The 23,370-nt window shown below is 64.3% G+C and carries 23 protein-coding genes and 1 riboswitch; of the genes, 9 read left to right on the top strand and 14 right to left on the bottom strand.

What is annotated here, in order from left to right; genetic code table 11:
- Positions 1–107 precede the first annotated feature (107 nt).
- Positions 108–2,336 carry a transglycosylase domain-containing protein gene (locus ABD791_RS02110; RefSeq protein WP_345061811.1) on the bottom strand — a complete coding sequence of 743 codons (2,229 nt, stop codon included), beginning with the start codon at positions 2,334–2,336 and terminating at the stop codon, positions 108–110.
- Positions 2,337–2,589: 253 nt separating this feature from the next.
- Here ABD791_RS02110 and ABD791_RS02105 point away from each other — a divergent pair, with 253 nt between their 5' ends.
- From ABD791_RS02105 to ABD791_RS02090, 4 genes are read left to right on the top strand one after another with little or no spacing between them, the layout of a single operon-like run.
- Positions 2,590–3,501, top strand: a complete 912-nt coding sequence (locus ABD791_RS02105) for an ABC transporter substrate-binding protein (protein ID WP_345061809.1) — start codon at positions 2,590–2,592, stop codon at positions 3,499–3,501.
- A complete protein-coding gene (locus ABD791_RS02100; protein ID WP_345061807.1) occupies positions 3,488–4,432 on the top strand; it encodes an amino acid ABC transporter permease in 945 nt (314 codons plus the stop codon). Before ABD791_RS02105 ends, ABD791_RS02100 begins: the two co-directional genes overlap by 14 nt.
- The gene (locus ABD791_RS02095) at positions 4,429–5,196 is read left to right on the top strand and encodes an amino acid ABC transporter ATP-binding protein (protein WP_345061805.1); all 768 of its coding nucleotides are present in this window, start codon (positions 4,429–4,431) and stop codon (positions 5,194–5,196) included. Before ABD791_RS02100 ends, ABD791_RS02095 begins: the two co-directional genes overlap by 4 nt.
- 3 nt (positions 5,197–5,199) lie before the next feature.
- The gene (locus tag ABD791_RS02090; protein WP_345061803.1) at positions 5,200–6,825 is read left to right on the top strand and encodes an N-acyl-D-amino-acid deacylase family protein; all 1,626 of its coding nucleotides are present in this window, start codon (positions 5,200–5,202) and stop codon (positions 6,823–6,825) included.
- Here ABD791_RS02090 and ABD791_RS02085 read toward each other — a convergent pair.
- Complete coding sequence (locus ABD791_RS02085; protein ID WP_345061801.1) at positions 6,822–7,787, bottom strand: LysR family transcriptional regulator; 966 nt, start codon at positions 7,785–7,787, stop codon at positions 6,822–6,824. The genes ABD791_RS02090 and ABD791_RS02085 overlap by 4 nt on opposite strands.
- 59 nt (positions 7,788–7,846) lie before the next feature.
- On the opposite strand from ABD791_RS02085, the gene ABD791_RS02080 reads away from it, so the two are divergent.
- Together ABD791_RS02080 and ABD791_RS02075 are read left to right on the top strand one after the other, a co-directional pair.
- A complete protein-coding gene (locus tag ABD791_RS02080) occupies positions 7,847–8,638 on the top strand; it encodes a serine hydrolase (RefSeq protein ID WP_345061799.1) in 792 nt (263 codons plus the stop codon).
- A gap of 170 nt (positions 8,639–8,808) precedes the next feature.
- Positions 8,809–10,296, top strand: coding sequence for an MDR family MFS transporter (locus tag ABD791_RS02075; RefSeq protein WP_425562208.1), 1,488 nt, complete (start codon positions 8,809–8,811; stop codon positions 10,294–10,296).
- A gap of 6 nt (positions 10,297–10,302) precedes the next feature.
- On the opposite strand, the gene ABD791_RS02070 is transcribed toward ABD791_RS02075, so the two are convergent.
- The gene (locus ABD791_RS02070; protein WP_345061797.1) at positions 10,303–11,328 is read right to left on the bottom strand and encodes an NADP-dependent oxidoreductase; all 1,026 of its coding nucleotides are present in this window, start codon (positions 11,326–11,328) and stop codon (positions 10,303–10,305) included.
- Positions 11,329–11,466: 138 nt separating this feature from the next.
- On the opposite strand from ABD791_RS02070, the gene ABD791_RS02065 reads away from it, so the two are divergent.
- Positions 11,467–12,048, top strand: a complete 582-nt coding sequence (locus ABD791_RS02065) for a TetR/AcrR family transcriptional regulator (RefSeq protein ID WP_345061795.1) — start codon at positions 11,467–11,469, stop codon at positions 12,046–12,048.
- On the opposite strand, the gene ABD791_RS02060 is transcribed toward ABD791_RS02065, so the two are convergent.
- The 9 genes from ABD791_RS02060 to ABD791_RS02020 form a co-directional block, all read right to left on the bottom strand.
- Entirely contained in the window at positions 12,045–12,518 is a 474-nt protein-coding gene (locus ABD791_RS02060) for a VOC family protein (protein ID WP_345061793.1), read from the bottom strand. The two genes, ABD791_RS02065 and ABD791_RS02060, sit on opposite strands and share 4 nt — an antisense overlap.
- A 127-nt stretch (positions 12,519–12,645) precedes the next feature.
- Complete coding sequence (locus tag ABD791_RS02055) at positions 12,646–13,512, bottom strand: ABC transporter permease (protein WP_345064432.1); 867 nt, start codon at positions 13,510–13,512, stop codon at positions 12,646–12,648.
- 22 nt (positions 13,513–13,534) lie between these two features.
- The gene (locus tag ABD791_RS02050; RefSeq protein ID WP_345061791.1) at positions 13,535–14,530 is read right to left on the bottom strand and encodes an ABC transporter ATP-binding protein; all 996 of its coding nucleotides are present in this window, start codon (positions 14,528–14,530) and stop codon (positions 13,535–13,537) included.
- A gap of 10 nt (positions 14,531–14,540) precedes the next feature.
- Positions 14,541–15,635, bottom strand: coding sequence for a LolA family protein (locus tag ABD791_RS02045; RefSeq protein WP_345061789.1), 1,095 nt, complete (start codon positions 15,633–15,635; stop codon positions 14,541–14,543).
- Between the two features lie 112 nt (positions 15,636–15,747).
- Positions 15,748–16,341: a hypothetical protein gene (locus tag ABD791_RS02040; protein WP_345061787.1), complete on the bottom strand. Its 594-nt coding sequence runs from the start codon at positions 16,339–16,341 to the stop codon at positions 15,748–15,750.
- A gap of 67 nt (positions 16,342–16,408) precedes the next feature.
- Positions 16,409–17,215 carry an energy-coupling factor transporter transmembrane component T family protein gene (locus ABD791_RS02035; RefSeq protein ID WP_345061785.1) on the bottom strand — a complete coding sequence of 269 codons (807 nt, stop codon included), beginning with the start codon at positions 17,213–17,215 and terminating at the stop codon, positions 16,409–16,411.
- Positions 17,212–18,993, bottom strand: coding sequence for an ABC transporter ATP-binding protein (locus tag ABD791_RS02030; protein ID WP_345061783.1), 1,782 nt, complete (start codon positions 18,991–18,993; stop codon positions 17,212–17,214). Before ABD791_RS02030 ends, ABD791_RS02035 begins: the two co-directional genes overlap by 4 nt.
- A gap of 3 nt (positions 18,994–18,996) precedes the next feature.
- A complete protein-coding gene (locus tag ABD791_RS02025) occupies positions 18,997–19,596 on the bottom strand; it encodes an ECF transporter S component (RefSeq protein WP_345061781.1) in 600 nt (199 codons plus the stop codon).
- Positions 19,593–20,285, bottom strand: a complete 693-nt coding sequence (locus ABD791_RS02020) for a YkoF family thiamine/hydroxymethylpyrimidine-binding protein (protein WP_345061779.1) — start codon at positions 20,283–20,285, stop codon at positions 19,593–19,595. The genes ABD791_RS02025 and ABD791_RS02020 overlap by 4 nt, the downstream gene beginning before the upstream one ends.
- Before the next feature lie 29 nt (positions 20,286–20,314).
- Positions 20,315–20,425, bottom strand: a riboswitch (TPP riboswitch).
- Between the two features lie 200 nt (positions 20,426–20,625).
- On the opposite strand from ABD791_RS02020, the gene aqpZ reads away from it, so the two are divergent.
- A complete protein-coding gene (gene aqpZ, locus ABD791_RS02015) occupies positions 20,626–21,411 on the top strand; it encodes an aquaporin Z (RefSeq protein WP_345061777.1) in 786 nt (261 codons plus the stop codon).
- A 65-nt stretch (positions 21,412–21,476) separates the two neighbouring features.
- On the opposite strand, the gene ABD791_RS02010 is transcribed toward aqpZ, so the two are convergent.
- On the bottom strand, positions 21,477–22,097 hold the full coding sequence (locus ABD791_RS02010; protein WP_345061775.1) for an NAD(P)H-dependent oxidoreductase: 621 nt from the start codon (positions 22,095–22,097) through the stop codon (positions 21,477–21,479).
- A gap of 66 nt (positions 22,098–22,163) precedes the next feature.
- Between ABD791_RS02010 and ABD791_RS02005 the strand changes: the two genes are divergently transcribed.
- Positions 22,164–22,598: a MarR family winged helix-turn-helix transcriptional regulator gene (locus ABD791_RS02005; RefSeq protein ID WP_345061773.1), complete on the top strand. Its 435-nt coding sequence runs from the start codon at positions 22,164–22,166 to the stop codon at positions 22,596–22,598.
- Here the strand turns inward: ABD791_RS02005 and ABD791_RS02000 are convergent.
- Entirely contained in the window at positions 22,581–23,270 is a 690-nt protein-coding gene (locus ABD791_RS02000; RefSeq protein WP_345064429.1) for a GTP pyrophosphokinase, read from the bottom strand. The two genes, ABD791_RS02005 and ABD791_RS02000, sit on opposite strands and share 18 nt — an antisense overlap.
- Positions 23,271–23,370: the final 100 nt, after the last annotated feature.

Raw genomic sequence — 23,370 nt, 5'->3', positions numbered from 1 at the left:
AGTGGGTCTGGTAAAAACCGGCCCATCCATGGGCCTTCGACAGCTACGATCGGCACCAGGGCGACATCCGTTAGGGATGCTCGCAAGAAATTTTGCTCGCGGAGAACTCAGCCGCCTGGCTTGATCGCCGAGTTTGCAGAGCCCACCGGAAAACTCGCACCGCCATACTTCGCGTTCGCGACAGACATCACCATCGGCCACATGCGGTGCCGCGCCGTGGCGGCCTGCCCGCTGTCGAAGTAGGTCGCCCGTTGGTTGGCATCCCCTGACACGCTGACCACCGCGACGACCGTCGCGACAGCCGTGCTCGCACCGCTCATCCAGGTGTCTTTGTTTCCGTCGGTTGTTCCGGTCTTGCCGATCAGCGGCACGCGTGGACTCGTGTTCTGCCAGGATTGGCGAGCGGTGCCGCTCGACATCACCTGCTGCAGAGCGAAGTCCATGTTGGCGACGACCGCCGGCGACACCGACTGGACGCAGGTCGTTTTCGGCACCGGCAGCTCCGTACCCGTCGGCCCGACAATCTTGTCGATGGCGATCGGCGAGCAGGTGATTCCGTTGTTGGCAATGCCGGCGAACGCCACAGCCACGGTCAGTGGCGCCAGCTCGTTCGTTCCGATCACCGCCGACGCATTCTGGTCAAGCGCTGCCCCGTCGGCCCGATGCGCGTCGAACGATTCAGCCGTCTGTCGGATGCCGCAGAGGTCGAGTTTCTTGGCCATTCCGATGTAGCCCGTGTTGATTGATTGGATCGTCGACTGGAGCGCCGAATAGCTGGAGCCGGTCTCCGAGGAGTCGTCGTTCTTCGGAGACCAATGCTCGCTGTCGTAGTTCTGCGGCCCCAGGCAACTGTCTTGGAACGTGCCCCAGTTTGCCTTCACCCGGGAGTCGACGCGTTCGCTCAACGCGTGGCCTTCCTTCAGCCATTCCGCGAGGGTGAAGATCTTGTAGGTCGATCCTGGTTGGAATCCGCTGGATCCGCCTGAGTCGAAGTCGGTGTTGTAGTTGATGCTCGTGTAGTCGGCACCGGTCGCCAACACGGCCGGGTCTTGGCTGTAGATCTTGTTCTGGGCCATATCAAGCACGCGCCCGGTTCCGACCTGAACGCTGGTGACGACACCACCGACATCCCACCCCGGGTACGTCATCGGAACGTTCTCCCGGAGCGCGGCGACCGCTGCCGCTTGCAAATCGAGGTCGAGCGTCGTGTAGACGTCGTAACCGCCCCGGCGAAAGTTCATCATGCGGGCGTCGGCATTGTCACCGAAGGTCGGATCGTTCTGCAGGATGTGGGTGACATAGTCACAGAAGTATGCGCTGTCGCCGGCGGTCTGGCACCCGGTGCTCGGCTCGTGAATCGCGGGTTCGACCGGGGCCTGGATGGCTGCGTCGTACTCGGCCTTCGTGATCTTCGTGTACTTCAGCATCTCGCCGAGGATGTAGTCGCGACGGTCTTTGTTTGTCGCGTAACCGTTGGCCGCACCATTGGTGGTGCTGTCTGGCTGGTCAATCTGAAACTTTACGGGGTTGTTCACAATGGCGACGAGGCTGGCCGCCTGCGGCAAAGTGAGGTTCGCGGCGCTCACGCCGAAGTAGTAGTTGGCGGCAGCCTCGATGCCGTACACGGTTCCGCCAAAACCAGTGATGTTCAGGTAACCCTGCAGAATCTGGTCTTTGCTGTATTGCTTCTCGACACCGATCGCCAGGCGCATTTCCTTGAGCTTGCGATCGGCGGTCGTCTCGGTGGCGATGTCGTAGCAGTTGTCGCGCTCCTTCTGCGTGGAGAGCGTCGTGCACTTCTGCACGAGCACATTCTTGACGTACTGCTGAGTGATCGATGATCCGCCCTGCGTCTCTGCGCCGCTGACCGTCGTCGCAATGGCACGCAGCGTGCCTTGCAAGTCGATGCCTCCATGTTCGTAGAATCGTGGATCTTCTCCGGCGACGGCGGCGTCCTTCGCGTACTGGCTGATTTGAGCTGACCCGACCTCGATCCGATTCTGATCGTAGAACGAGGCGAGCAGAACCGGAGAGCCGTCGCTCCGGGTGGCGTAGATGTTGCTGTTCTGCGACAGCGGACCGATCGCCAGGTAGTCGGGAAGGTTGTCGAAGTCGTTGATGGTGTTTGCCGCGGCCACCCCGGTCAATGCAAGCGGCGGTGATACTGCGACAGCAACGAGGAGCGCGATGACCACGCTGAGCGCGGCCCCACCGAGCAGCGCACCGATCACCCCGAAGAAACTGCGGCTCGGCGTAACTGCCGGGGCACGCGAGGGGCTGGCGACGATGACGACCACCCCCAAGTTCAGGTTGAACGACGCGGCCGGCGGAGTCATGGGTGCGGGCTCCGACCGCGTGTTTTCTCAATGCAACATCAGGTCGATCCGGATGTCCAGCGGATTGACATCTCTCTGGCGAATTCCCATCCCAACCTCACTCCCCAGCCATCGAAGAATTCGATGCCTCCGCCGGATTTCGTGAAATTTGTTGTGCCCTGGCGAACCCTCCTGCCACGATTCAAGGCAGCACGCCGACGGCGCCCCTCTGGGGACTGCGAGCACGTCCCTCACAACCTCAGGAGAATGTTCAATGACTCAGCACCTGACCCGACCAACCCGCATCCTTGTCAGCCTCGGGGTGATCGCGCTGCTCGCGACAATGACGGGATGCGGACGCTCGGCCTCCTCCGCCGACGAGCCTGTCGACACGAGCTCCAGCACGAGCGGCTCCGAGTCCGGCACCGACGCCGCCAGCCTGGTGCCCGCCGCGCTCAAAGAGAAGGGCGTTCTCAAGGTCGCCACGGCCGAGGGATACCCGCCGATGGAGATGTACGCGGAGGGAACCACCGATCTGATCGGGGTCGACCCCGAGCTGGCCGAGCTCATCGCGACACAGCTGGGTCTCTCCTTCGAGATTTCCAATGCCTCGTTCCCCGGTTTGATCCCCGGCTTGCAGTCCAAACAATGGGATCTTGCCCTGTCATCGATGAGCGACACAGAGGAGCGTCGCCAGGCGGTCAACTTCGTCGATTACTTCGTCGCCGGCGGCGCCATCATGGTTCCGCTCGGCAATCCGGAATCGATCGGGACGATTGCCGATCTGTGTGGCAAGAACATTGTCGGTGCAAAGGGCTCGTCGAACCTTGCAATCCTGCAGTCATACTCGACCGACGAGTGCGCAAGCCCCATGATCATCTCCGAATCGGAAGACGCCCCGACCGGCCTGTTGCAGCTTGACACCGGCCGTGCCGTCGCCACCATGGTCGACTTTCCCGTTGCCAAGAAGCTCGCGTCGATCGCCGGCAAGTATGAGGTGCTCCCCGAGCAGTACGAGGCGGGACCCTGGGGAATTGCCATCGACAAGAACGACCAGGAACTGACCAAGGCCGTGCAGGCAGCGCTCAACGAACTCATCGAGAACGGTGAGTACGAGAAGCTGCTGACCAAGTACGACGTTCAGGATGCCGGCGTCACCGACGCAAAGATCAATGACGGCAACTAGCGAACGGGGGGCCGTCGCCTCCCGAGTCGAACCACCGCTGCTCCCCCTCAACGCACGCAAGCCATCGGCCTGGGGCCGTCTGCTCGGTGCCGTCGCAGCGGCCGTCTTCGGATGCTGGGTTCTCTACACGCTGATCGTCACCCCGGCCATCCACTGGGATGTCGTCGTGAAGTACATCGTCTCGGCGCCCATCCTCCAGGGACTGTGGATCACCATCAGCTTGAGCGTCATCTCGATGGTCATCGGTTTGGCAATCGGCGTGGTCGTCGCGGTGATGCAGCTGTCGGCCAACCCGGTCATGCGCATCGTCGCCGGTTCGTACTCGTGGTTCTTTCGGGGAACGCCGCTGCTCGTTCAGCTGCTCTTCTGGTTCAACCTCGGCGTGATCTTTCCGCGCCTCGAGTTCGGGATACCCTTCGGTGGACCGAAGCTGTTCGGCGTCGAGGCATCGATCATCACCCCGTTCATTGCCGGCCTCCTGGGCCTCGCCATCAACGAGGGTGCTTACATGTCGCAGATTGTGCGGGCAGGGGTGCTCGCCATCAGCCCGGGTCAGCGTGAGGCAGCAGAGTCGATGGGGATGTCCCGCTGGGGCATCATGACCCGCATTGTCCTCCCGCAGGCGATGAGGGTGATCCTGCCCCCGACCGGCAATCAGTTCATCTCCATGCTGAAGACCTCCTCGCTGGTCTCGATCATTGCCGGATCGGATCTGCTGACCGTTGCGCAACGCATCTACCTCGGCAACTTTGAGGTCATCTCCCTTCTTGTCGTCGCATCCATCTGGTATCTGCTTCTCACCACGATCGCCACGATCGGGCAGTACTTCTTGGAGAAGCGCTATTCCCGCGGGTTCGATCGCAGCATCCCGCTCCGCACCACAGTCGTAAGGAACTTGGCATTGCCGATCCGTCGAAAGAACGCAGCATGACCGGCCCCGTCGTCAGTGCCCGGTCGGTGCGCAAGAGTTTCGGAGCGAACGAGATTCTCAAGGGAATCGATCTTGACGTCAACGCCGGCGAGGTCGTTTGCATCATCGGTCCATCCGGGTCGGGAAAGACGACACTGCTCCGGTGCATCAACCAGTTGGAGAAGATCGACTCCGGTCGCATCCGGGTGAACAGCGAATTGGTGGGCTATCGGGAGAAAACCGATGGCTCCCTCGTCGAACTGCGCTACGACGATTTGAGGCGTCAGCGGCAGAAGATCGGGATGGTCTTTCAGAACTTCAACCTCTTTCCTCATCTCAGCGCCGTTGACAATGTCGCTGAGGGGCCGTGGAAGATCAAGAAAGAGGAACGCTCCCGCGCACTGCAGGCGGCGACAGAGCTGCTGTCTGAGGTCGGACTGGCCGAGCGCGTCAACTATTACCCGTCGCAGCTGTCCGGCGGGCAGCAGCAGCGCGTCGCCATCGCGCGGGCTCTGGCGATGAAGCCTGACGTGATGCTCTTCGATGAACCGACCTCCGCCCTCGACCCTGAACTGGTCGGCGAGGTGCTCACCGTGATGCGAGACCTCGCATCGTCTGGCATGACCATGGTTGTCGTCACGCACGAGATGTCGTTTGCCCGCACCGTCGCCGACCGGGTCGTGTTCATGGCCGACGGCGTGATCGTGGAGCAGGGAACGCCAGAGCAGGTGCTCACGCACACCACTCAGCAACGCACCAAAGACTTTCTGGCCAGAGTTGACTGAACGATGAGCACTCCCGTACTCCTGCGTGGCGGCACGGTCGTCGACGGAACCGGCCGCCCGTCACGCCGAGCGGACATCGGGCTGGCCGGCGGTCTCATCGTTGACGCGGCATCCATCGACCGGTCAACGGCCACCGTGATCGATGTCGGCGGCCTCGTCGTCTCCCCCGGTTTCATCGACGTGCACACGCACTCCGACGCTGTGGGCTTGCAGAGCGGCGATGCGGCTGCCCCGTCCGATCTCGTGATTGCCGCAGCCCGGCAAGGCGTCACAACGGAGATTGCCGGAAACTGCGGGTACTCGATCTTTCCGTCGGCGCATCATCCCGAGTTCGAGTCGTCACTGCGTGAGTTTTCAGAGACGCTGCTCGGCACCGGTGCGCGCCCGGGGGCCGACATCGCCGATTTTCGCCGCCGCCACGACGCATCCAGGCGCCTGAACAACATCACGAGCCTCGTCGGCCACTCGACCATGCGCGCAGCGGTGATGGGTTTTGCGCAGCGAGCGGCGTCCCGCGCAGAAACTGACGAGCTCTGTGCCGTGTTGGATGCCCAGCTCCGCGGTGGGGCCGTCGGCTGGTCGTCTGGTCTCATCTACCCGCCCGGTACCTACGCGACGACCGCTGAGCTGGTGGCGCTCGGTCGGGTCTCGGCCGCGCACGCTGCTCCCTATGTGACGCATCTGCGCGATGAGATGAGTCAGGTCGAGGCGGCACTGCAGGAGGCGCTGCAGGTCGCCCGGCAATCGGGCACGTCTTTGCACGTCTCTCATCACAAGACGGCCGGTCGGTTCAGCGCCGGCAAGAGCGTGCACACGCTTGCGATGATGGACGAGGCGCGCGCCGACGGAATCGATGTCACCTGCGACGTCTATCCCTACGTCGCGGGCAGCACCCACTTGCATGCGCTCCTGCCGCCGTGGGTCGCCGAAGGCGGTTTTCGGTCAATGTTTCAGCGGCTGGCCGATCCCGCGGCACGTGAACGGATGCGCACGGAGATCGTCACCGGAATTGCGGGCTGGGAGAACACCGTCGGCAACGGCGGCTGGGATCGCATTGACGTGGCGACGGCTGCGACGCGACCGTCCGCAGAGGGGCATTCCATCACCCTTCTCGCTGCACGGGCCGGCCGAGACCCAGTCGACTACGTCTGTGAGCTCCTGCAGGCGGAGTCAGGGCAGGTGACGATCATCTCGCACTCGATGGACGAGTCTGACATGCGCCGGGTGCTCGCACACCCGGGAACGATGGTCGGCTCCGACGGTGTGCCGAAGGGCGGAAAGCCGCACCCCCGCTGGGCGGGAACCTTCGCGCGGGTGCTCGGCCGATACGTGCGAGAACTCGGAGTGCTCGAACTTGAAGATGCCGTTCACCGGATGACGGCGCGGCCGGCCGCCCGATTCGGTTTGGCCGGGCGAGGTGTTCTCGCCAGCGGAAAAGTGGCCGACATCGCAGTTTTCGACCCGGATACGGTGCTCGACCAGGCGACTTTTCAGGATCCGATGCTCCACCCGCTCGGTGTGCACCACGTCTTCGTCGCCGGCCAGGAGGTGCTGCGCCGTCAGCGGCCAACCGGTGCGACGCCCGGCGCTGCACTCCACCGACTGGCCGGCATCCGTTCGCTCGCCTAGAGGCAGCGTTTCTCGAGTCCGCTGAAGCTCTCTCGCACGCGGGCGGCCGATACCCTCAGCCGGTCGAGGAATGCCGGAACGAGGGGGTTCGGATTGTCGGTTCGGGTGAGCGCCGTCACAATGCGGGTGATCGGCAGTGCGGTATCGAGTTTGCGCAATTGCACGCCGCGGCTCTCCAAATCGCGCCCCGGTCCGAGGCTGAGGCCGGGAACGAGTGCAAAGCCGATTCCCGCTGTCACCATGCCGAGGGCAATGTCGTAGTAGTCGGTGCGACAACGCACCTGAGGCGAGAACCCGGCGATGGCCGACAACCGGTCGACCAAGGCCGGCTCGGTTCGCATCCCCTGCGTCGCGATCCACTGTGCGTCTTTCAGCTCAGACATCGCAATCGGTCCTGGTGCCTTCGGGCGGTACCCGGGGGGAACAGCGAGAAAGTACGGATCGATCAGCAGTGTCTCACTCGTCAGATTCGACCCGGCCTCGCCGCCCATCAAACGTTGGACCCCAGTCGTGTATTCGAACACCACTGCGACATCGAGTTCGGTACTCAGCAGGCGCGGCAGCAGCTCACTCGGCTGGCCAGGCGAGAGATTGAGACTCACGGTCGGCCGCATTGCCATGAATGACGACAGAGCCATCGGAACCAGATGGGTGCCCGCCGACGCGAAGAATCCCAAACTCAGCCGGCCGGTGTCGCCGCGGCCCAGCTCCCGGGTCTCCAGTTCTGCCCGTTCCATCAGCCCGACGATCGACTCGCTGTACTCGGCCAACCGCGCACCGGCGCTGGTCAGCCAGACGCCGCGCGCACCCCGTTCGATCAGCTTCGTGTCGAGGGCCTGCTCCAGGGTGGAGATCTGGCTGGAGACCGCGGACGGGGTCAGCTGAAGCTGCTTGGCGGCAGCGGAAATGCTGCCGGTGCGGGAGACCTCGAGAAGCGCGACAAGACGGGCGGGAGAGAGCATAACGGCCATTATCGCGTGCCGCTTGAGCCGCGAGCCGCAGCCTATGGGATCATGTTGCAATGTCTGTGATCTCGGCCTACAGCGACGGCGTTCCGTTTCTCTCCTTTCTGGCCATGAATGCCGACGGACACGTGCTCATCTCGCTCAATGCCGACGAGCCCGTCTATGCGGCGAGCACGATCAAACTCGCCGTTCTCGTCGCAGCAATGCGCCAGGTCGACGCCGGGATGCTGTCGCTCGACCAGCCGGTCGCGGTCACCGACACGTTCATGAGCCGGATTGCAGGAGCGGGACGATTCAGCTTCGAACCAGACGAGACGGACCTCGGGCTGCCGCCGAACGGTGAAACCGTCTCGCTCGCCGAATGTCTCGAACGGATGATCAGGGTCTCGTCGAACGCGGCGACCAACCTTGTCGTTGAGCGCATCGGCATGCCGGCCGTGACCGAATCGTTGGCGCTGATGGGTGCTGGATCGTCGAGCTTCGAACGCCTGATCAGTGATCATGCGGCCCGCGACGAGGGCTTCAGCCATGCAGCCACCGCACACGACTTGGCTGCGATCATGAACTCGATCGTGACGGGGGCGCTCTGCGGCCCCGCGTCGACCGCCTTCATGGTCGAACAGCTCAAGAACCAGGCCTACCCGGTCATCGGCGCGGCGCTCCCCCCAGGTGCGACCTGGGGCAGCAAGTCGGGCTGGGTCGACGGCATCCACCACGACGTCGCGTTCGTCGGTGAGCCGGGAGAGCCGGACTCCTACGTGCTGGCGGTGTGCACGCGCGGATTCGGGAACGAGCACGCCCAGGCGGTGATCGCCGCAGTTGCCCGGGGAGTGCAGCTCTCGCACTGAGCGGGCGGGGCGTCGCCAGACCGGTGCCAGACCTGTGCCAGGCCACGCGCGCGATCAGCGGCAGGCGACATCCGACCAATCCGGAATAATGGGCATCAGCTGTGCGTTCGATCCAGATGTCGCCACCGCGACCGTTTTTCTCAGTTTGACCGTTTTGACAGGACTCTCGCGTGACCGAAGCCACCCTGCCCGCTCCTCCCCGCACCAGTGCGGATCTTCCTGAAGACCCGCAGACGGCTCGCCGCAATAGCCGCGTGATTTCGCTGCTCCTCGTCTCGGCGTTCGTCGTCATCTTGAACGAGACGATCATGGGCGTCGCTCTGCCGAAGCTGATGGCCGACCTGCAGATTCCCGCGACCGCCGCTCAGTGGCTGACCACGGCGTTCATGTTGACCATGGCCGTCGTGATTCCGATCACCGGCTATCTCCTGCAGCGCTTCAACACCCGCCCTATTTTCATCGCAGCCATGTCGCTGTTCAGCCTGGGCACTCTGATCTCGGCGATGGCCCCCGGCTTCGAAGTTCTTCTCGTCGGTCGTGTTGTGCAGGCCAGCGGAACGGCGATCATGATGCCGCTGCTGATGACGACGGTGATGACGCTGGTGCCGGTCGCGTCGCGCGGTCGCACGATGGGAAACATCGCAATCGTCATGTCGGTCGCGCCCGCCATCGGCCCGACCATCTCCGGGCTGATCCTCAGTGTGTTGGACTGGCGGTGGATGTTCTGGCTGGTGCTTCCGATCGCGATCGGCGCCCTGATTCTCGGAGCTTCCCGCATCGAGAACGTGACGACACCCCGCAAGGCACCCGTCGACGTTCTCTCGGTGCTCCTCTCCGTGTTCGCTTTCGGTGGACTGATCTACGGGCTGAGCACCTTGGGTGCTCCGGCGGAGGATGGAAGCCTTCCTGGCTGGGTTCCCCTCGTCGTCGGCATCGTCGGATTGATCGCCTTCGTGCTGCGTCAGCTTGTTCTGCACAAGAGCGATCGAGCCCTGCTCGACCTGCGTACGTTCACGTCGACGACGTTCACCGTGTCGATCGTGATGATGTTCGTGAGCATGATGGCTCTGTTCGGCACCCTGATCATGCTGCCGATCTACTTGCAGACCGTGCTCGGGCTCGAACCGGTTGTGACAGGTCTGCTCATGCTGCCGGGCGGCCTGGTCATGGGTCTGCTGGGTCCGATCGTTGGACGCCTGTATGACCGCGTTGGCCCTCGGGTACTCCTCGTGCCCGGATCGATCATCGTCAGCGGTGTGATTTGGTCGATGACCCTGATGAATGAGCACACCCCGTTCGTTCTCGTTCTGATCGCACACATCACCCTGAGTATCGGTCTCGCCCTGATGTTCACCCCGTTGTTCACCGCTGGCCTCGGTGCTGTGCGCCCGGCCCTGTACTCGCATGGCAGCGCGATCGTCGGTACGGTGCAGCAGCTCGCCGGCGCCGTCGGAACCGCACTGTTCGTGGCGGTCATGTCCACCCAAATGTTGGCGCTGAAGAGCGACGGGCTCTCGGTGACAAGCGCGACGGCCGGTGGCATTCAGGCGGCGTTCCTGTGCGGTGCGGTCATCTCGCTCTTCGCCGTCGCCGCCTCGTTCTTCGTGAAGAAGCCGGTCGTCGACCCGGCGCATGAGATGGTTCCTTCCGGGCACTAGCCTTCGCTAGCTCAGCGGGGCGATCTTGACCACCATTTTGCCGGTGTTCGCTCCACGCATCAGCGCCAGGAAAGCGTCGACCGAGTTCTCGATTCCGTCGACGACCGTTTCGTCGAAGACAATGTCACCGGACGCCAGCCAGCCGGCCATGTCGGCGGCGAAGGCCGGAAAACGGTGGGAATAGTTACCGACGGTGAAGCCGGTCAAGGTGAGTCCGCGGGTGACCATGTTCGCCATATTGCGCGGGCCGACCGCCGGCTCCGTGGTGTTGTACTGGGAGATCGCACCGCAGAGGGCGCCACGTCCCCCGTCGCGGAAGCTCCCGATGGCTGCTTCAAGGTGCTCGCCGCCGACGTTGTCGAAGTAGACGTCGATTCCCTCGGGCGCCGCAGCGTCAAGCTGAGCCTGCACGGGGCCATCGTTGTAGTTGAATGCGGCGTCGTAGCCGTACTTCTCGGTGAGCAGCGCGACCTTCTCGGCCGAACCGGCCGATCCGATGACCCGCGCGGCGCCGGAGAGACGGGCGATCTGGCCGACCATCGTTCCGACGGCGCCTGCCGCGCCCGAGACGAACACGGTGTCGCCCTGCTTCAGCTGAGCAATATCGTGCAGGCCGACGTAGGCGGTGAAGCCAGTCAGGCCGAGTACCCCGAGATAGGCGGAGAGCGGAACACCGGGAATCTCCTGCACGACGCGGAAGCCGGCGGCATCCTCTTGCACGAGATCGCGCCATCCGTGCTGGTGGACGACGACGTCACCGACCGTGATTGTGTCGGCGGCGCTGGCAACGACGCGTCCGACAGCGCCACCGGTCATCGTCTCGCCGAGAACGTAGGGCGGAGTGTAGGACTTAACGTCATTCATGCGGCCACGCATGTACGGGTCGACAGAGAGAAACTCATTGGCAACCCGAACCTGGCCGTCAGCCAGCGGCGGGAGCTCAACGTTCACCGTGCGAAAGTCGGTCTGTTCCGGCCAGCCGACCGGACGGTTGACCAGCTGAATCTGAGTGCTGAGAGAGGGAATCGACATAACGGGGGAACCTTTCGAATGGGGTGAGATAACACGCAGAACGCCTCACTCGACAGTGAATGATGGTGCGCGGAACATTTTGAACTGATCGTTCCACTATAATAGTGAATTGATCGGTACACAAAACGAGGGAACAACATGGGACGCAGCCAGGCATTCGACACAACGACCGTCGTGCAGGCCGCGCGTGACCTGTTCTGGGAGAAGGGCTACGACGGCGTCTCCCTCAGCGATCTCGAACGCGCCACCGGACTCAACCGGTCGAGCATGTACAACGCATTCGACAGCAAACGGGGACTTTTCGACGCCGCGGTGCAGGACTACCTGGACACCGTCATCCGCCCCCGCCTGCACGTTCTCGACTCTGAGCCCGACGGTCGTGCCGCACTCATCACGTACTTCGAGGGCCTCGGCGCTGCGGTCGCGGCTTTCTCAGACGGCACGGCGCAACGCGGATGTCTGCTCGTGAACAGCGCAGCGGGGCTGGCCGGCCACGACGACGCGCTCCGTGAGATTGTCGACCGCTATCGGCTGGAATTGAGCGCAGCACTCTCCCGCGCGCTCGGGCGCGTTGCCGGCGCACTGGAGCCCCACGCTGTCGCCGTGCATGCGCGCCTGCTCACGTCTTTGTCGATCAGTGCGCTCCTGCTGGCGCGCATCAACTCCGCCGAGGCTGTCGCAATTCTCGACTCTGCCATCGAGCAGATTGAATCGCTCTAGCCGGCAGCGGCGGCCTGTAATCCCGCGATCTCCAGCTTGCCCATCCCGAGCATGGCCTGCATCACCCGGCCTGCAACCTCGGGGTTTGGATCACTCAGCAGCTGCGTCAGAACCGGGGGAACGATCTGCCACGACAGGCCGTACTTGTCCTTGAGCCAACCGCACCGACTCGGCTCCCCACCATCGGCGGTGAGCTTCTCCCAGAGCTCGTCGATCTCCGGTTGGGTTTCGGCGTTCACATAGAGCGAGATCGCCTCGGTGAAGGTGAACATCGGCCCGCCATTGAACGCCTGAAGTTCCAGGCCGTCGAGCACGAAACTCACGCCCATCGCGGTTCCCGCCGGAGCAGGCGCCCCCTCGCCGTAACGCGAGACGTTCTCGATCTTCGAGTTCTTGAAGATCGACACGTAGAAGTTCGCCGCTTCTTCAGCCTGATCGTTGAACCAGAGAAATGGGCTGATCGTTTGCATCGTGCTCTCCTTCATGCTGCGCCGCGTTCACGGTCGCGTCGCGCGACGCGTCGGGCGGATGTCCACACCAGAGTAGCCGCGCCTGGCCGGGCATGACAGGCATGTCGGGCAGGACAGGCGTGTCGGGCTACGACAGGATGTCCTTCGTCACGAAACGCGCGACGGCCGCCGTGCCGAAGACGGCCAGGTAGCCCACCTGCAGCAGCGCATTGTCGCCGAATGACCCCCACCCGATCGGGTCGCGCAGCAGATCGGCGAAGCCCAGCCAGTAGTGACTGAATAGCCACGGGTGCAGCCAGTCAAGCTGAGGCAAGGCGTCGAGCACCTGGGAGGTGACCGAGAGAACGATGGTTGCGGCCATCGCGCCGACAGGGACATCCGTCAGTGTCGAAATGAACAGGCCGATGGCACAGAGCCCGAGCAGAGACACCGTGACGAAACCGGCAATCAGGGCGAGTCGCAGCAGCGACTCCCCCACCCCGACGGTCGTGCCGGAGAGCAGCGTCACCGGCCCGACCGGAAACAGCACGGCACCGATGATCGTGCCGGCCACGACCACGGTCAGTGCTGCTCCGAGGCAGAAGGCTGCGGCTCCGACATACTTCACCACGAGCAAACGGATGCGCCCGGCCGGACTGATCAGCAGGTAACGCAGCGTGCCGAGGCTGGCCTCCCCTGCTATGGTGTCGCCGGCGACCACACCGATCGTCAACGGCAGAAAGAGCGGAATCGACACGATGAGTGCCGTCACCCCCACGAAGAGTCCATTCTGGGTGATCTGGTCGAGAAAGGCCGGACCGCGGCCGCTCGGGCGGGACTCGGCGGTCAGCCGAACGGCGATTGCGATGAGCACGGGGATCGCGGCGAGCGCGGCCAGCATCGCCCAGGTGCGCCGACGACGAAACAGAACGCTCAGCTCAGACGCGAGAAGCGCGCCTCCCCACGTTGGACGGGTGCGTCTATCGCTATCCCGGTCGACGGGTGAGCCGGGCAGCGTCGAATCAGGAGACACCGAATCACGAGGCAATGTCGAACCCCTCCCCGGTGAGCTCGACGAACCGGTCTTCCAGGCTTGCACTGTCGATGCTGAAACCGCGCACCCGCACCCCGCCGATCACCAGGGCGGCGACGATGGCTTCGGGAAGCAGGATGCGTTCTCCGAGCGTCGCGCTGACGGTCGCCTCACTGGTCACTCCCCCGTCGCCACCCACTCTCGGTGCAGGGATGAACGAATCAGTCACCAGACCGAGGCTGGCCAGCACGCCCAACGCGGTGGCGACATCCGGAGTGTGCACCCTCACCCGGGTCTGCCCACCCTGGCGTAGCTCAGTCAGCGTGCCCTGCGCAACAAGGCGTCCGGCGCTCATCACCGCTGCATGGGTGCAGATCTGTTCGATCTCGGCCAGAAGATGACTCGAAACGAAGACTGTGGTTCCGTCGGCAGCGAGAGAGCGCACGAGACTCCGCACTTCACGTGTTCCTTGCGGGTCGAGTCCGTTCGTCGGTTCGTCGAGCACCAGCAGGTCTCGCGGGCTGAGCAGGGCGTTGGCAATGCCGAGGCGTTGCTTCATTCCGAGCGAATAGGCACGCACCTTCTTGCCGGCGGCGTGGGTCAGCCCGACCCGGTCGAGAGCGTGCTCGACGCGGGCAATCCTGCTGTTTCCGCGAGCATGCCGGTCGGCGGAATCGAGACGGCGCAGGTTGGCCGTTCCCGAGAGAAAAGGGTAGAAAGCCGGGCCCTCAACCAGTGCGCCGACCCGCGGCAGCACGGCGGCCACCGACTCGGGCATCGACTGCCCGAGCACGGTGATCTCGCCACTCGTTGCGGCGGCCAAGCCGAGCATCATTCGAATGGTTGTCGTCTTGCCCGACCCATTGGGCCCGAGAAAACCGAACACCGCCCCACGGGGGACGGCGAGATCGATCTGGTCGACGGCGGCGTGAACGCCGAACCGTTTGGTGAGGGAACGAGTTTCGATCGCCAGCTCTGTTGACGGCCGGAGCCCGTTCACAGGGGCTGGCTCACTGCGTGGCGGCTGCGGCCTGCAGCTGGCTCAGCGGCACCGCTCCGACGAAGAGCCGGCCATCGTCGGTCAGGAGGGCGGTGACCAGTGAGGTCGAGATCGCGCGTCCGCCGGGCACCGACTGGGTGAGCGCGTTGAACAGCGGTGAGGCCGTCACAGACGCGGGCAGGACGCCGACGGTCGCCGTGAGGATCGACTCCCAGCCGCTGCCGGTGACGGTGTGCTGCGGGATGCCTTCTGCCGAGGTCGATCCCTTCTGAAATGCGGGTACCGTCACGTTCTTCACCGTCGCACCCGGCGGAGGAGTGAAGTTGAACAGCTCAGCCGCCGGCGCCTGTACCGTCAACTCGGAGAAGGCGATCTCGAATGCCGGTTGGTGCTGGCCACGCGCCTGAACAGCCACCTTGAGCGGCATTCCCGTCACCGAGTCGACGGCGACGGACACTGAGCCAACGAGGGTGTTCGCACTGTTCGGGGTGAGGACCAGGTCGTAGGCGGTGCGGCCGGCCACCTTGACCGGTGCACCGACCGAGACCGTCGTGCTCGGATCGACGGCGGCGAGCAGCCTCTCGGCGACCTGAGCCGGAGTCAGCACCTCGCCCGGTGTCGGAACGGAGCCCTCGGCGTCCCCGGTCGACGGCTGTGCCGGCAGCGTCAGGTGCGTGGCGGTCTGCTGCGCGGAATCGTAGAGCCAGACATCGCTGCCGTTGCGGATCGCATCACGCTCGGCGAGCTGATCAAGCACCTGAACTCGCGCTTTCGCCGCGCCGTCGAGGTACACCCGGGCCGTGTGCGAACCACTCAGCAATTCGATCAGTGATGCCGCGTTCGCCTCGACACCGCCCGCGCCGAGTTCTGACGCTTCGGATGCCATGCCTTTCGGCAGTTCGGGAAGCCCGAGTTGAGAACTCTGTTCCACCGTTCCGGAGAAAGCGGTGACGGAATTCTCGCCGACCAGCTCAAGCACCTGCTCCGGGGTCTTGTCTGGCAGGGAGACTGTTGCATTCGCCATCAGAGGAACGATCACGATGCCGGCGCCGATCACGGCCGGAACGACGAGTGCCGGCAGCCAACGCAGCCAAGAGCGTGTCATGACGATTACCTCCGAAGCGAATTTCCCGCTTCCGACATTACGCTTGTCGCCACCGATCGGCATCCATCAATTCGACAACGGGTCGGCACGCCGGCCAGCCTCGTCGTTGGCGCTATTCGGCTTCGTCGGCCAGCGTCGTGATGGTCGCGGGAACCGGGTGAGGGTGGCTTCCCGCCGGTGACACGATCTCGATCTGACGCAGACGCGGCGCCGGCGACTGGTTGATGCCGAGAATCCACTCCCCGACGAGGTACATGGTTCCCACTCGAGAGAACACGGCAACCCCGGTCACCGTGAAGTTTCCATAGGCGGGGTCATGGAGCGTGGCACGCACGAGGTCTCCGTGGCCGAGCTCTGCAACGGCGCCGAGATCTCCGATCTGCAGCGCGGGTTCGTCCTCGTTCTCGCCCTCGCGCGACTCCTCGCCCTCCCTCTGTTCCTCGTCTCCCACCGACGAATGCCTCACAATCAGCAAGGTCTGCAGCGACTTGTCGGGCTTCAGGCTCTGTTCGATCGCTCGACCTGCGACGGTGAATGTGCCGATCGCCGGCGACAGACGTGCTTCACCGTCGAGATTGAAGGCGCCGAATCGTTCGGTGAAAAACGTCGCACTGACCTGATCGCCCGATTCGAGTGCAGCGATCGTGACAGTGAGGTCCTTGACGTTGCGCTTGCGCGGAACCGTCAGCTCGATAAGTTCAGTCATTCTTTTCCTCTTTCACGCTCTCTGGAACCCTATGGCACGCGCGGACTGCCTGCCCGCCGCGGCTCCGTCAGGATGCGAGCATGGCCGGACCTCTGACCAGTCCACAGGCCGCGAGAACCGCGACAACACCGAGCACGGTCACGACGACGCCGCCGAACATCAGCCAGTCGGCGCGGCCGAGCGCAATCGGCCGCCAGACGCTCCGCGGGTGCAAGCCAAGCCCCCTGGACTCCAACGATTGTGCAGTTCTCTCGCCACGCCGGATCGAGGCAACCAGCAGTGCGAACGCCGCTCGGCTGTAGTTGCGCACCCCGAACCGCACTGTTCCGTCGGCGCGCAATGGCTCACGCACCGCCTGGGCCTGGCGAATGGTCTGCCATTCCCGCGGCATCCGCTGCAGCATCCGATACCCGGCAAGCACGGCATAGGTCACCGGAGCGCTCAGCCTCGCGTGCTGGTTCAAGCTTGTCATCAGGGCAACCCCATCGGTGGTCGCAACGAACGCAATCGACAGTATCCCGATCGCGAGGGTGCGCATCGCGAGGGCAGCACCCAGGTAGAGACCCTGAGTTGTGACGCGCACACCCTCGGCTTCGACGAGCACGTCCCCCGGCCGGCTCAACGCGTTGACGATAAGGAGTCCGAGCGCAAAGCCGAGAAATGGCAGGTGTGACAGCAGCAACGTCCGGGCCGGGATTTCGGCGAAGACGAGAACCGTCAGCAGTCCACTCAAATAGAGCACGGTCGGCGTCACCGGATCGAAGACGACGAGCAACACGCACGACACGAGAAAGAGCAACGCAAGCTTTACCGTGGGGTTGCGGCGGGCAAGCGGGGAGCTGATGGCCGAGCCGCCGACAGAGATGCCGTTCATGGCCAGGCTCCGAGGGATGTGGCCGGTTCGCCCGCACTCGCCACGGATGCGCCGGCCACTGCGGCGTCGAGTCGTCTCAGCACCTGCCGCATCTGCTCGGCGGTGTCGACGTTCTCGTGCAGCCAGCTGAGCAACGGTGGAACGCTGAGTCCGGCGGCAGCGACGAGGTCCGGGCGCCCGAGCAGATCGAAGATCGGCCCATCCATCACGAGTGAACCGTCAGAGATCACGATAGCTCGGTGGGCGAGAGTCGCCGCGGTGCGGAGGTCGTGGCTGGAGAACAGGATTCCGCGTCCCTCCTCTGAGATTGTCTGAAATGCCGCGATCAGGGCGATCGTATTCGTGCGGTCGAGGCCGAACGTCGGCTCATCTGCGATCAGACACACTCGTCGATGGGCGAGCATCGCCGCCACGCTCAGTCGGCGTTTCTCCCCGCCGGAGAGCCGATGCGGGTTCTGTTCGGCCACATGCTGGAGGCGATGAGCCGCGAGCAGCCGGTCGATGAGCGGCAGCTGAGTGCGCTGAAGATTGTGAGCGAGTTCTCCGCGCACCGAGGAAGCAACGAATTGGTGCTCGGGATTCTGAAAAACCATTCCGGGTCGGTCCCCGACAATGGCGCCGGTAGCCGGTGGCAGCAGGCCGGCGAGGGTCAGGAGCAGACTGGTCTTGCCGCTGCCGTTGGCGCCGAGAACTGCCACGATCTCGCCGGCTCGCAGCTGGATCGACGCCCGAGCGATCAGAAGCGCCGGGGGCGCCGGCACCCGACGCCGAGCGAAGCGAGTCCAGCGGGCTGAACGGTGGCGGGCAACGGAGGGGTCGCGGCTGATCCCGAGGTCGTTCGCGGCGAGGACGAGCGGTCGCGGGTCGTGCGGGCCGCCCTCCTGCTCCGGTTGGTCGGCGTCCTCTGCCGCCCACTCACGGAGTCCGGCGCGCACGGTGGACGACTTCAGTCCGCCAGCCGAGCCGAAGACGGCCTGCAATTCGACCTCAAGCGGGAGCCAGCAGCCGGCCGCATGCAAGGCGGGCCCCGCCTCGACGAGCACGGTCGCCGTGGGGCCATCGTGCAGGATGGTGCCGCCCTCGCCCAGGACGATCGATCGTTCGGGCAGTCCGGCCACTCCTCGGTCGCCCGAAAACTCGTCGAGGCGATGCTCGACCAGCACCACGGCCGGGCCATACCGTTCGACGGCCGTGCCGATCGCGCGCTGCACCGACCGGATCCCCGCCGCATCGAGCATCGACGTCGGCTCGTCGAGGAGAAGTACATCGGGCTCGCCGATCACCGCGGCGGCGAGTGCAATCCGCTGGGTTTCACCGCCGGAGAGCTCATCGCTTGCCCGCTCACGCAGCTCCAGCGCCCCGACGGCGCGCAACGCGGCGTCGATCCGGGCAGCGATCAGTGCCGGTTCGACACCGCGGTTCTCCAGAGGAAGCGCGAGCTCTTGGTCGACGCTCGGCAGACAGATCGACGCGTCAGGGTCTTGCGCGACCAGACCCACGTGCCGGGACAGCTCGGCCACTTCCACGGCCCGCGTGTCGAGGCCGGCGATCCGAGCCGTGCCGCCGAGGGTCGCAGACACCGCGTGAGGGATCATTCCGGTGATCACGCTGAGCAGCGTCGATTTTCCGGCACCGGACGGCCCGAAAACGACAACCTGCTCTCCTCGTTCGATGCGCAGTGTCACGCCGGACAGCACCGCGCCGGCGCGACGCGGAAACGTCACGGCGATGTCGACCAGATCGACGGATGCGGGCGGCTCACCGTGCGAGGCCGGCATCCGTTACGCCTGTGGCTGCGGAGCCGTCGCCAGCTGCGCCCGGCCGATGGCGAAGTTGTCAACGACTCCGGTCCTGGCGAGGGCATCGACGATGACCTTGGCGAAGAGTCCGCCGATGATCACGCCGGAGGCGAGCTGCACGACCAGACGCAGCAGAAAGATGTCTTGGCCGTACCAGCCGAATCGGAAGGCCGAGAAGGCAAAGACGAAACCGGCGCCCAGCAGCCCAGAGAGGGCGTAGCTGCCCCAGCCGAACGACCGGTAGCGACGCAGCGCGAACGGCAACTCGCTGCCAGCGCCCTGCAGGGCGGCCGACACCATCAGAATCGGGCCGACAGCCGAGCCGAGGAACACGACTTCGATGACCGACGCCAATACTTCTGCGATGACGCCGGAGAACGGGCGACGAACGATCGTCACGGCGATCGGCGCGACGAGCAGCCAGCCGCCGATCAGCACGTGCTGGGCCAAGTCGCCGGCCGGCCCCATCAGAATGGACAGGCCGGTCCAGGCCTGCACGAGCGCCCAATAGAGAAACCCGAAGACGACGCCGAGCACGACCAGGAGCACCAGGTCGCGCAGCGTGAATCGGCGGCGCGTCACAGGGTCCCGCCCGTCGGGCTGTTGGGAAACGGGCTGTTAATGGACAACGTGACGTGGCTGGTCACATGTTGAACGGTGCGACCCACCAGAATCCAGCCGAGTGCGACGGTGTGCAGCACGTCTGCGACGTCGCCTTCGAGGCGCGTCACGAAGTGCTCTGAGGAGCGAAAGGTGCCGTTGCTCTTCGAGAAGTCGATGGCGGCGTCGATGTCGCGCATGTGATCGGGTTCGGCTCCCCCTCGTACACCGTCTTCGAGCGGGTAGAGCGCCCACTCGGCCACGGCGGGCACCCCGGTCAGCACTCGCTCCCCGACCGTGCCCGGCACGGGCCCTGCCGTCGCCGGACGTTCGCAGAGCACTTCCCCCGGACAGCCGCGCGAGAAGTGCACGACGGCGTTCAGATGCGCACCGCTTCGTCCGACGGCTCCGATGAGTTGACTGAGATAGCGCAGAATATCGCTCTCGGCCCCACCGACGAAGGTGCTGACGTCGCCGGTGGTGACCTGCAGTCCGGTCGCATCCGCTTCGCCGAGGGCGCCGAGAATGAGACTGACGTAGTCGTCGCTCATCACGGCGAGGGTGACGCGTGCGCCGACACCGAATTGCTGTGGTGTGAGGGTGATGCGCTCGGATTCCGCCGGTGCAGTGTGGGAGGCCGGAGCCTCGGGTGAATCAATGAATGTGTTCATATCGCGCCTTCTGTTGATGAGACAAGGCACGGGTGCGAGTGCGTTCTCCCTGCGCTGGCATGATCCAGATCAGGTTCAACGGTCGAAGCTTGGGGTAGCTTCCTCTCAGCCCGGCTCACCGGACTCCCGTGTACAGCAACGACCATACACGGCGATCGGGCCGACACGAGACGGTGACGACATGACCGGCTCCCTGCCCACGGGAGACATGTCCCGTCACAAAGCGCGTGCCGCAGCGAGCATCTGGAGTGCTGCACCCCTACTCTGGGTTCGACGCCAGGGGGGCGTCAGGTCGGTCTGCGGCTCCGCTGCCCCGATCTCTTCGCGAAGGAGCAATCGCATGACATCGACAAAGACGGCAACGAAGAAGGTCGGGGGGCCCGCGCCGCAGCAGGCGCCCACCACAGCTCAAAGACTTGCGGCTGAAGTGTTCGGCACGTTCCTCCTCGTCTTCGGCGGGGTGGGTACCGCGGTGTTCGCCGCCAATTTTCCCGACTCAGCCAACAACAGTCTGGGCGTCGGATTTCTCGGCGTGGCTTTGGCCTTCGGCCTGACCGTTCTTGTCGGTGTTTACGCCGTCGGGCACATCTCCGGCGGTCACTTCAACCCGGCTGTCACCCTCGGTGCTGCGGTCGCCGGTCGCCTTCCGTGGAAGGACGTGCTCAGCTACTGGGGCGCCCAGCTCGTCGGCGGCATCATCGGGTCCTCCCTCGTCTATGTGATCGCGGTCGGTGGTCCAGACGGCTTCGCGTCCAACGCCGTCGCCGGTGGTTTCGCATCCAACGGCTTCGGTGAGTTTTCGCCGGGTGGCTTCAACCTCGCCTCCGTGATCGTCGCGGAGATCGTGCTCACCGCGATCTTCCTCTTCGTGATCCTCGGTGCCACCTCGAAGCGCGCTCCGGCCGGTTTCGCCGGCCTCACCATCGGGCTGTCGTTGACCTTGATCCACCTGATCTCCATCCCGATCAGCAACACCTCGGTCAACCCGGTCCGCTCGATTGCCGCGGCCATCTACGGCGGTCCTGAACACCTCGGCCAGGTGTGGGTGTTCATCCTCGCCCCGCTGATCGGTGCCCTGATTGCCGGCCTCGCCTACCGACCGCTCTTCGAAGGCCGCAAAGCCTGAAATCTGAGCAGGTGACGCGAGACGCAACCTGAAACTGGCCTCCCCCACGACTGCGGGGGCCAGTTTCAGTGCAGGGCGGCGAAGCGCCGCGTGATACGCGCCAGCGCTCGCTCACGACGCAGAGCTCCGCGCTGAGTGGAACGGTCGATGGCGATCCATCGAATCCGTCGAATCCCGATGAGACGGAATGTGCCGTCCGCCAGGATGCGTTGGGCCGGCCGCCCGAACCAGGCTCTGTACACGGGGCCAGGCGTCGTCATCGCGGTCAGCACCGTGACACCGCGCAGTCGGTGCAGGGTGCGCACCAGAGCTCCACCAGGCCGCGGCTCCTCGAAGGCAAACCCACGCGTGAGCACCCGGTCGAGAAACCCCTTCGTGGCAGCAGGCATCGACATCCACCAGGTCGGGAACACGAAGACGATGTGGTCGGCTGCGGCCACCCGGTCCTGGAGGCGTTGCACATCAGGTCGACCGGGGGTGCCGGTTCGCCAGGCGCGCAGATCGTCGGCCGACAGCACCGGGTCGAAGCCCTCCGCCACAAGATCGACGGTGTCGGAGGAGTGACCGGCAGAATCCAGCCCCGTCTGCGCCGCGGCCAGCATTGCGGCCGACAGACTCCGGCGATTCGGCACGTTGTCGAACGCCTCGGCCCCATACGGGTGGTCGAAGACCAGAAGTACATGCATCAATCATTCCCTTGGTTGCACATGCAACCGTTGCATGTGCAACTCATGATAGTCAATACTTGACGGATGACGGTTTCACACGACTCCAGCGCTCAACTTCTCGAGCTGTGGCTCAGCGCCCGCACCGCGGTCACCAATCTGGAACGCGCTCTCGGCGAGCGCGTTCAGACCGAATGCCGGGCCTCGCTCGCCACCTACACGCTGCTCTGCACGCTGTCGGCCCCCGACGACCCACTCAATCAGCAGGCGATCGCCGCGGTGCTCGGGCTCAATAAGAGCAGCGTCAGCCGGCAGGTCGACGCGGCGGTGAAGGATGGCTACGCCACGGTCGACGCCTCACCGCTGTCACGTCGGGAGAAGACGGTCGTGGTCACTGCGCGTGGCCGCGCTGTGGTCGAAACCGGCAATCGTGTGCTCGCCGAGTTCGCATCCGGCCTCGATACCGACGACGCGGCACACGCTATCCGGGTACTCACCGCCCTGTCAGCCAGGAACCGATGACCCGATTCCTTTCAGTTTCGGGTCTCCTGGTCTGTCCCGCGTCTCCTGGCCAGACGGATCCGAGTTCAGCGCGAGCACCTCGTGGTGCAGCCGCTCCATCCGCAGATCGAGGTTCGCGGCGATGTCGGCCGTCTCAGTCAGATTCCCGAGAAGCGCTGATGGAACCTGGCCGTCGTACTTGTAATAGATCTTGTGCTCGAGACTCGCCCAAAAATCCATCGCGATCGTGCGAATCTGCAGCTCAACGGTCACCGGCACGACACCGTCCGACATGAACACCGGGATCTCGATGATCGCGTGCAGACTGCGGTAGCCGTTGGGCTTGGGGTCCTTGATGTAGTCCTTGACCTCCAGCACCCGGATGTCGCTCTGCTGGGTCAGCAGATCGAAAACGCGGTAGGCGTCGGCGATGAAACTGCAGGTGATTCGCACTCCGGCAATGTCGGTGATGCTTCGACGGATCGAGTCGAACGAGGGGTCGAGGCTCTTTCGTTCGATTTTACCGATGATGCTCTCCGGCGATTTGAGGCGGGAATTCACATGCTCAATCGGGTTGTGCTCGTGCAGGTGCAGAAATTCCTCTTGGAGGATCGTGATCTTCGTCAGCACCTCGTCGATACCGAACTTGTACCGCATCAGGAAGCGGGAAAGCTCTTCGCGAAGCTTGGCCATCTCGGACAGCAGAGGAAGATTCGCGACATCTGCGACGGGCGTGCTTTCAAGCGATCTCGGAGGTTTCACAGTGCCTGACTCTAGAGCGTCGAGTTGTGGT

This window comes from Glaciibacter kafniensis, from assembly GCF_039538945.1.
GTDB classification, from domain to species: domain Bacteria; phylum Actinomycetota; class Actinomycetes; order Actinomycetales; family Microbacteriaceae; genus Cryobacterium; species Cryobacterium kafniensis.
This window is presented reverse-complemented; position numbering and strand designations above follow the sequence as displayed.

Excerpts from the sequence above, each read along its gene's own strand:
- ABD791_RS02110 (WP_345061811.1), bottom strand. The coding sequence starts at position 2,336 with ATGACTCCGCCGGCCGCGTCGTTCAACCTGAACTTGGGGGTGGTCGTC.
- ABD791_RS02105 (WP_345061809.1), top strand. The coding sequence starts at position 2,590 with ATGACTCAGCACCTGACCCGACCAACCCGCATCCTTGTCAGCCTCGGG.
- ABD791_RS02100 (WP_345061807.1), top strand. The coding sequence starts at position 3,488 with ATGACGGCAACTAGCGAACGGGGGGCCGTCGCCTCCCGAGTCGAACCA.
- ABD791_RS02095 (WP_345061805.1), top strand. The coding sequence starts at position 4,429 with ATGACCGGCCCCGTCGTCAGTGCCCGGTCGGTGCGCAAGAGTTTCGGA.
- ABD791_RS02090 (WP_345061803.1), top strand. The coding sequence starts at position 5,200 with ATGAGCACTCCCGTACTCCTGCGTGGCGGCACGGTCGTCGACGGAACC.
- ABD791_RS02085 (WP_345061801.1), bottom strand. The coding sequence starts at position 7,787 with ATGCTCTCTCCCGCCCGTCTTGTCGCGCTTCTCGAGGTCTCCCGCACC.
- ABD791_RS02080 (WP_345061799.1), top strand. The coding sequence starts at position 7,847 with ATGTCTGTGATCTCGGCCTACAGCGACGGCGTTCCGTTTCTCTCCTTT.
- ABD791_RS02070 (WP_345061797.1), bottom strand. The coding sequence starts at position 11,328 with ATGTCGATTCCCTCTCTCAGCACTCAGATTCAGCTGGTCAACCGTCCG.
- ABD791_RS02065 (WP_345061795.1), top strand. The coding sequence starts at position 11,467 with ATGGGACGCAGCCAGGCATTCGACACAACGACCGTCGTGCAGGCCGCG.
- ABD791_RS02060 (WP_345061793.1), bottom strand. The coding sequence starts at position 12,518 with ATGCAAACGATCAGCCCATTTCTCTGGTTCAACGATCAGGCTGAAGAA.
- ABD791_RS02045 (WP_345061789.1), bottom strand. The coding sequence starts at position 15,635 with ATGACACGCTCTTGGCTGCGTTGGCTGCCGGCACTCGTCGTTCCGGCC.
- ABD791_RS02040 (WP_345061787.1), bottom strand. The coding sequence starts at position 16,341 with ATGACTGAACTTATCGAGCTGACGGTTCCGCGCAAGCGCAACGTCAAG.
- ABD791_RS02035 (WP_345061785.1), bottom strand. The coding sequence starts at position 17,215 with ATGAACGGCATCTCTGTCGGCGGCTCGGCCATCAGCTCCCCGCTTGCC.
- ABD791_RS02030 (WP_345061783.1), bottom strand. The coding sequence starts at position 18,993 with ATGCCGGCCTCGCACGGTGAGCCGCCCGCATCCGTCGATCTGGTCGAC.
- ABD791_RS02020 (WP_345061779.1), bottom strand. The coding sequence starts at position 20,285 with ATGAACACATTCATTGATTCACCCGAGGCTCCGGCCTCCCACACTGCA.
- aqpZ (WP_345061777.1), top strand. The coding sequence starts at position 20,626 with ATGACATCGACAAAGACGGCAACGAAGAAGGTCGGGGGGCCCGCGCCG.
- ABD791_RS02010 (WP_345061775.1), bottom strand. The coding sequence starts at position 22,097 with ATGCATGTACTTCTGGTCTTCGACCACCCGTATGGGGCCGAGGCGTTC.
- ABD791_RS02005 (WP_345061773.1), top strand. The coding sequence starts at position 22,164 with ATGACGGTTTCACACGACTCCAGCGCTCAACTTCTCGAGCTGTGGCTC.
- ABD791_RS02000 (WP_345064429.1), bottom strand. The coding sequence starts at position 23,270 with ATGGCCAAGCTTCGCGAAGAGCTTTCCCGCTTCCTGATGCGGTACAAG.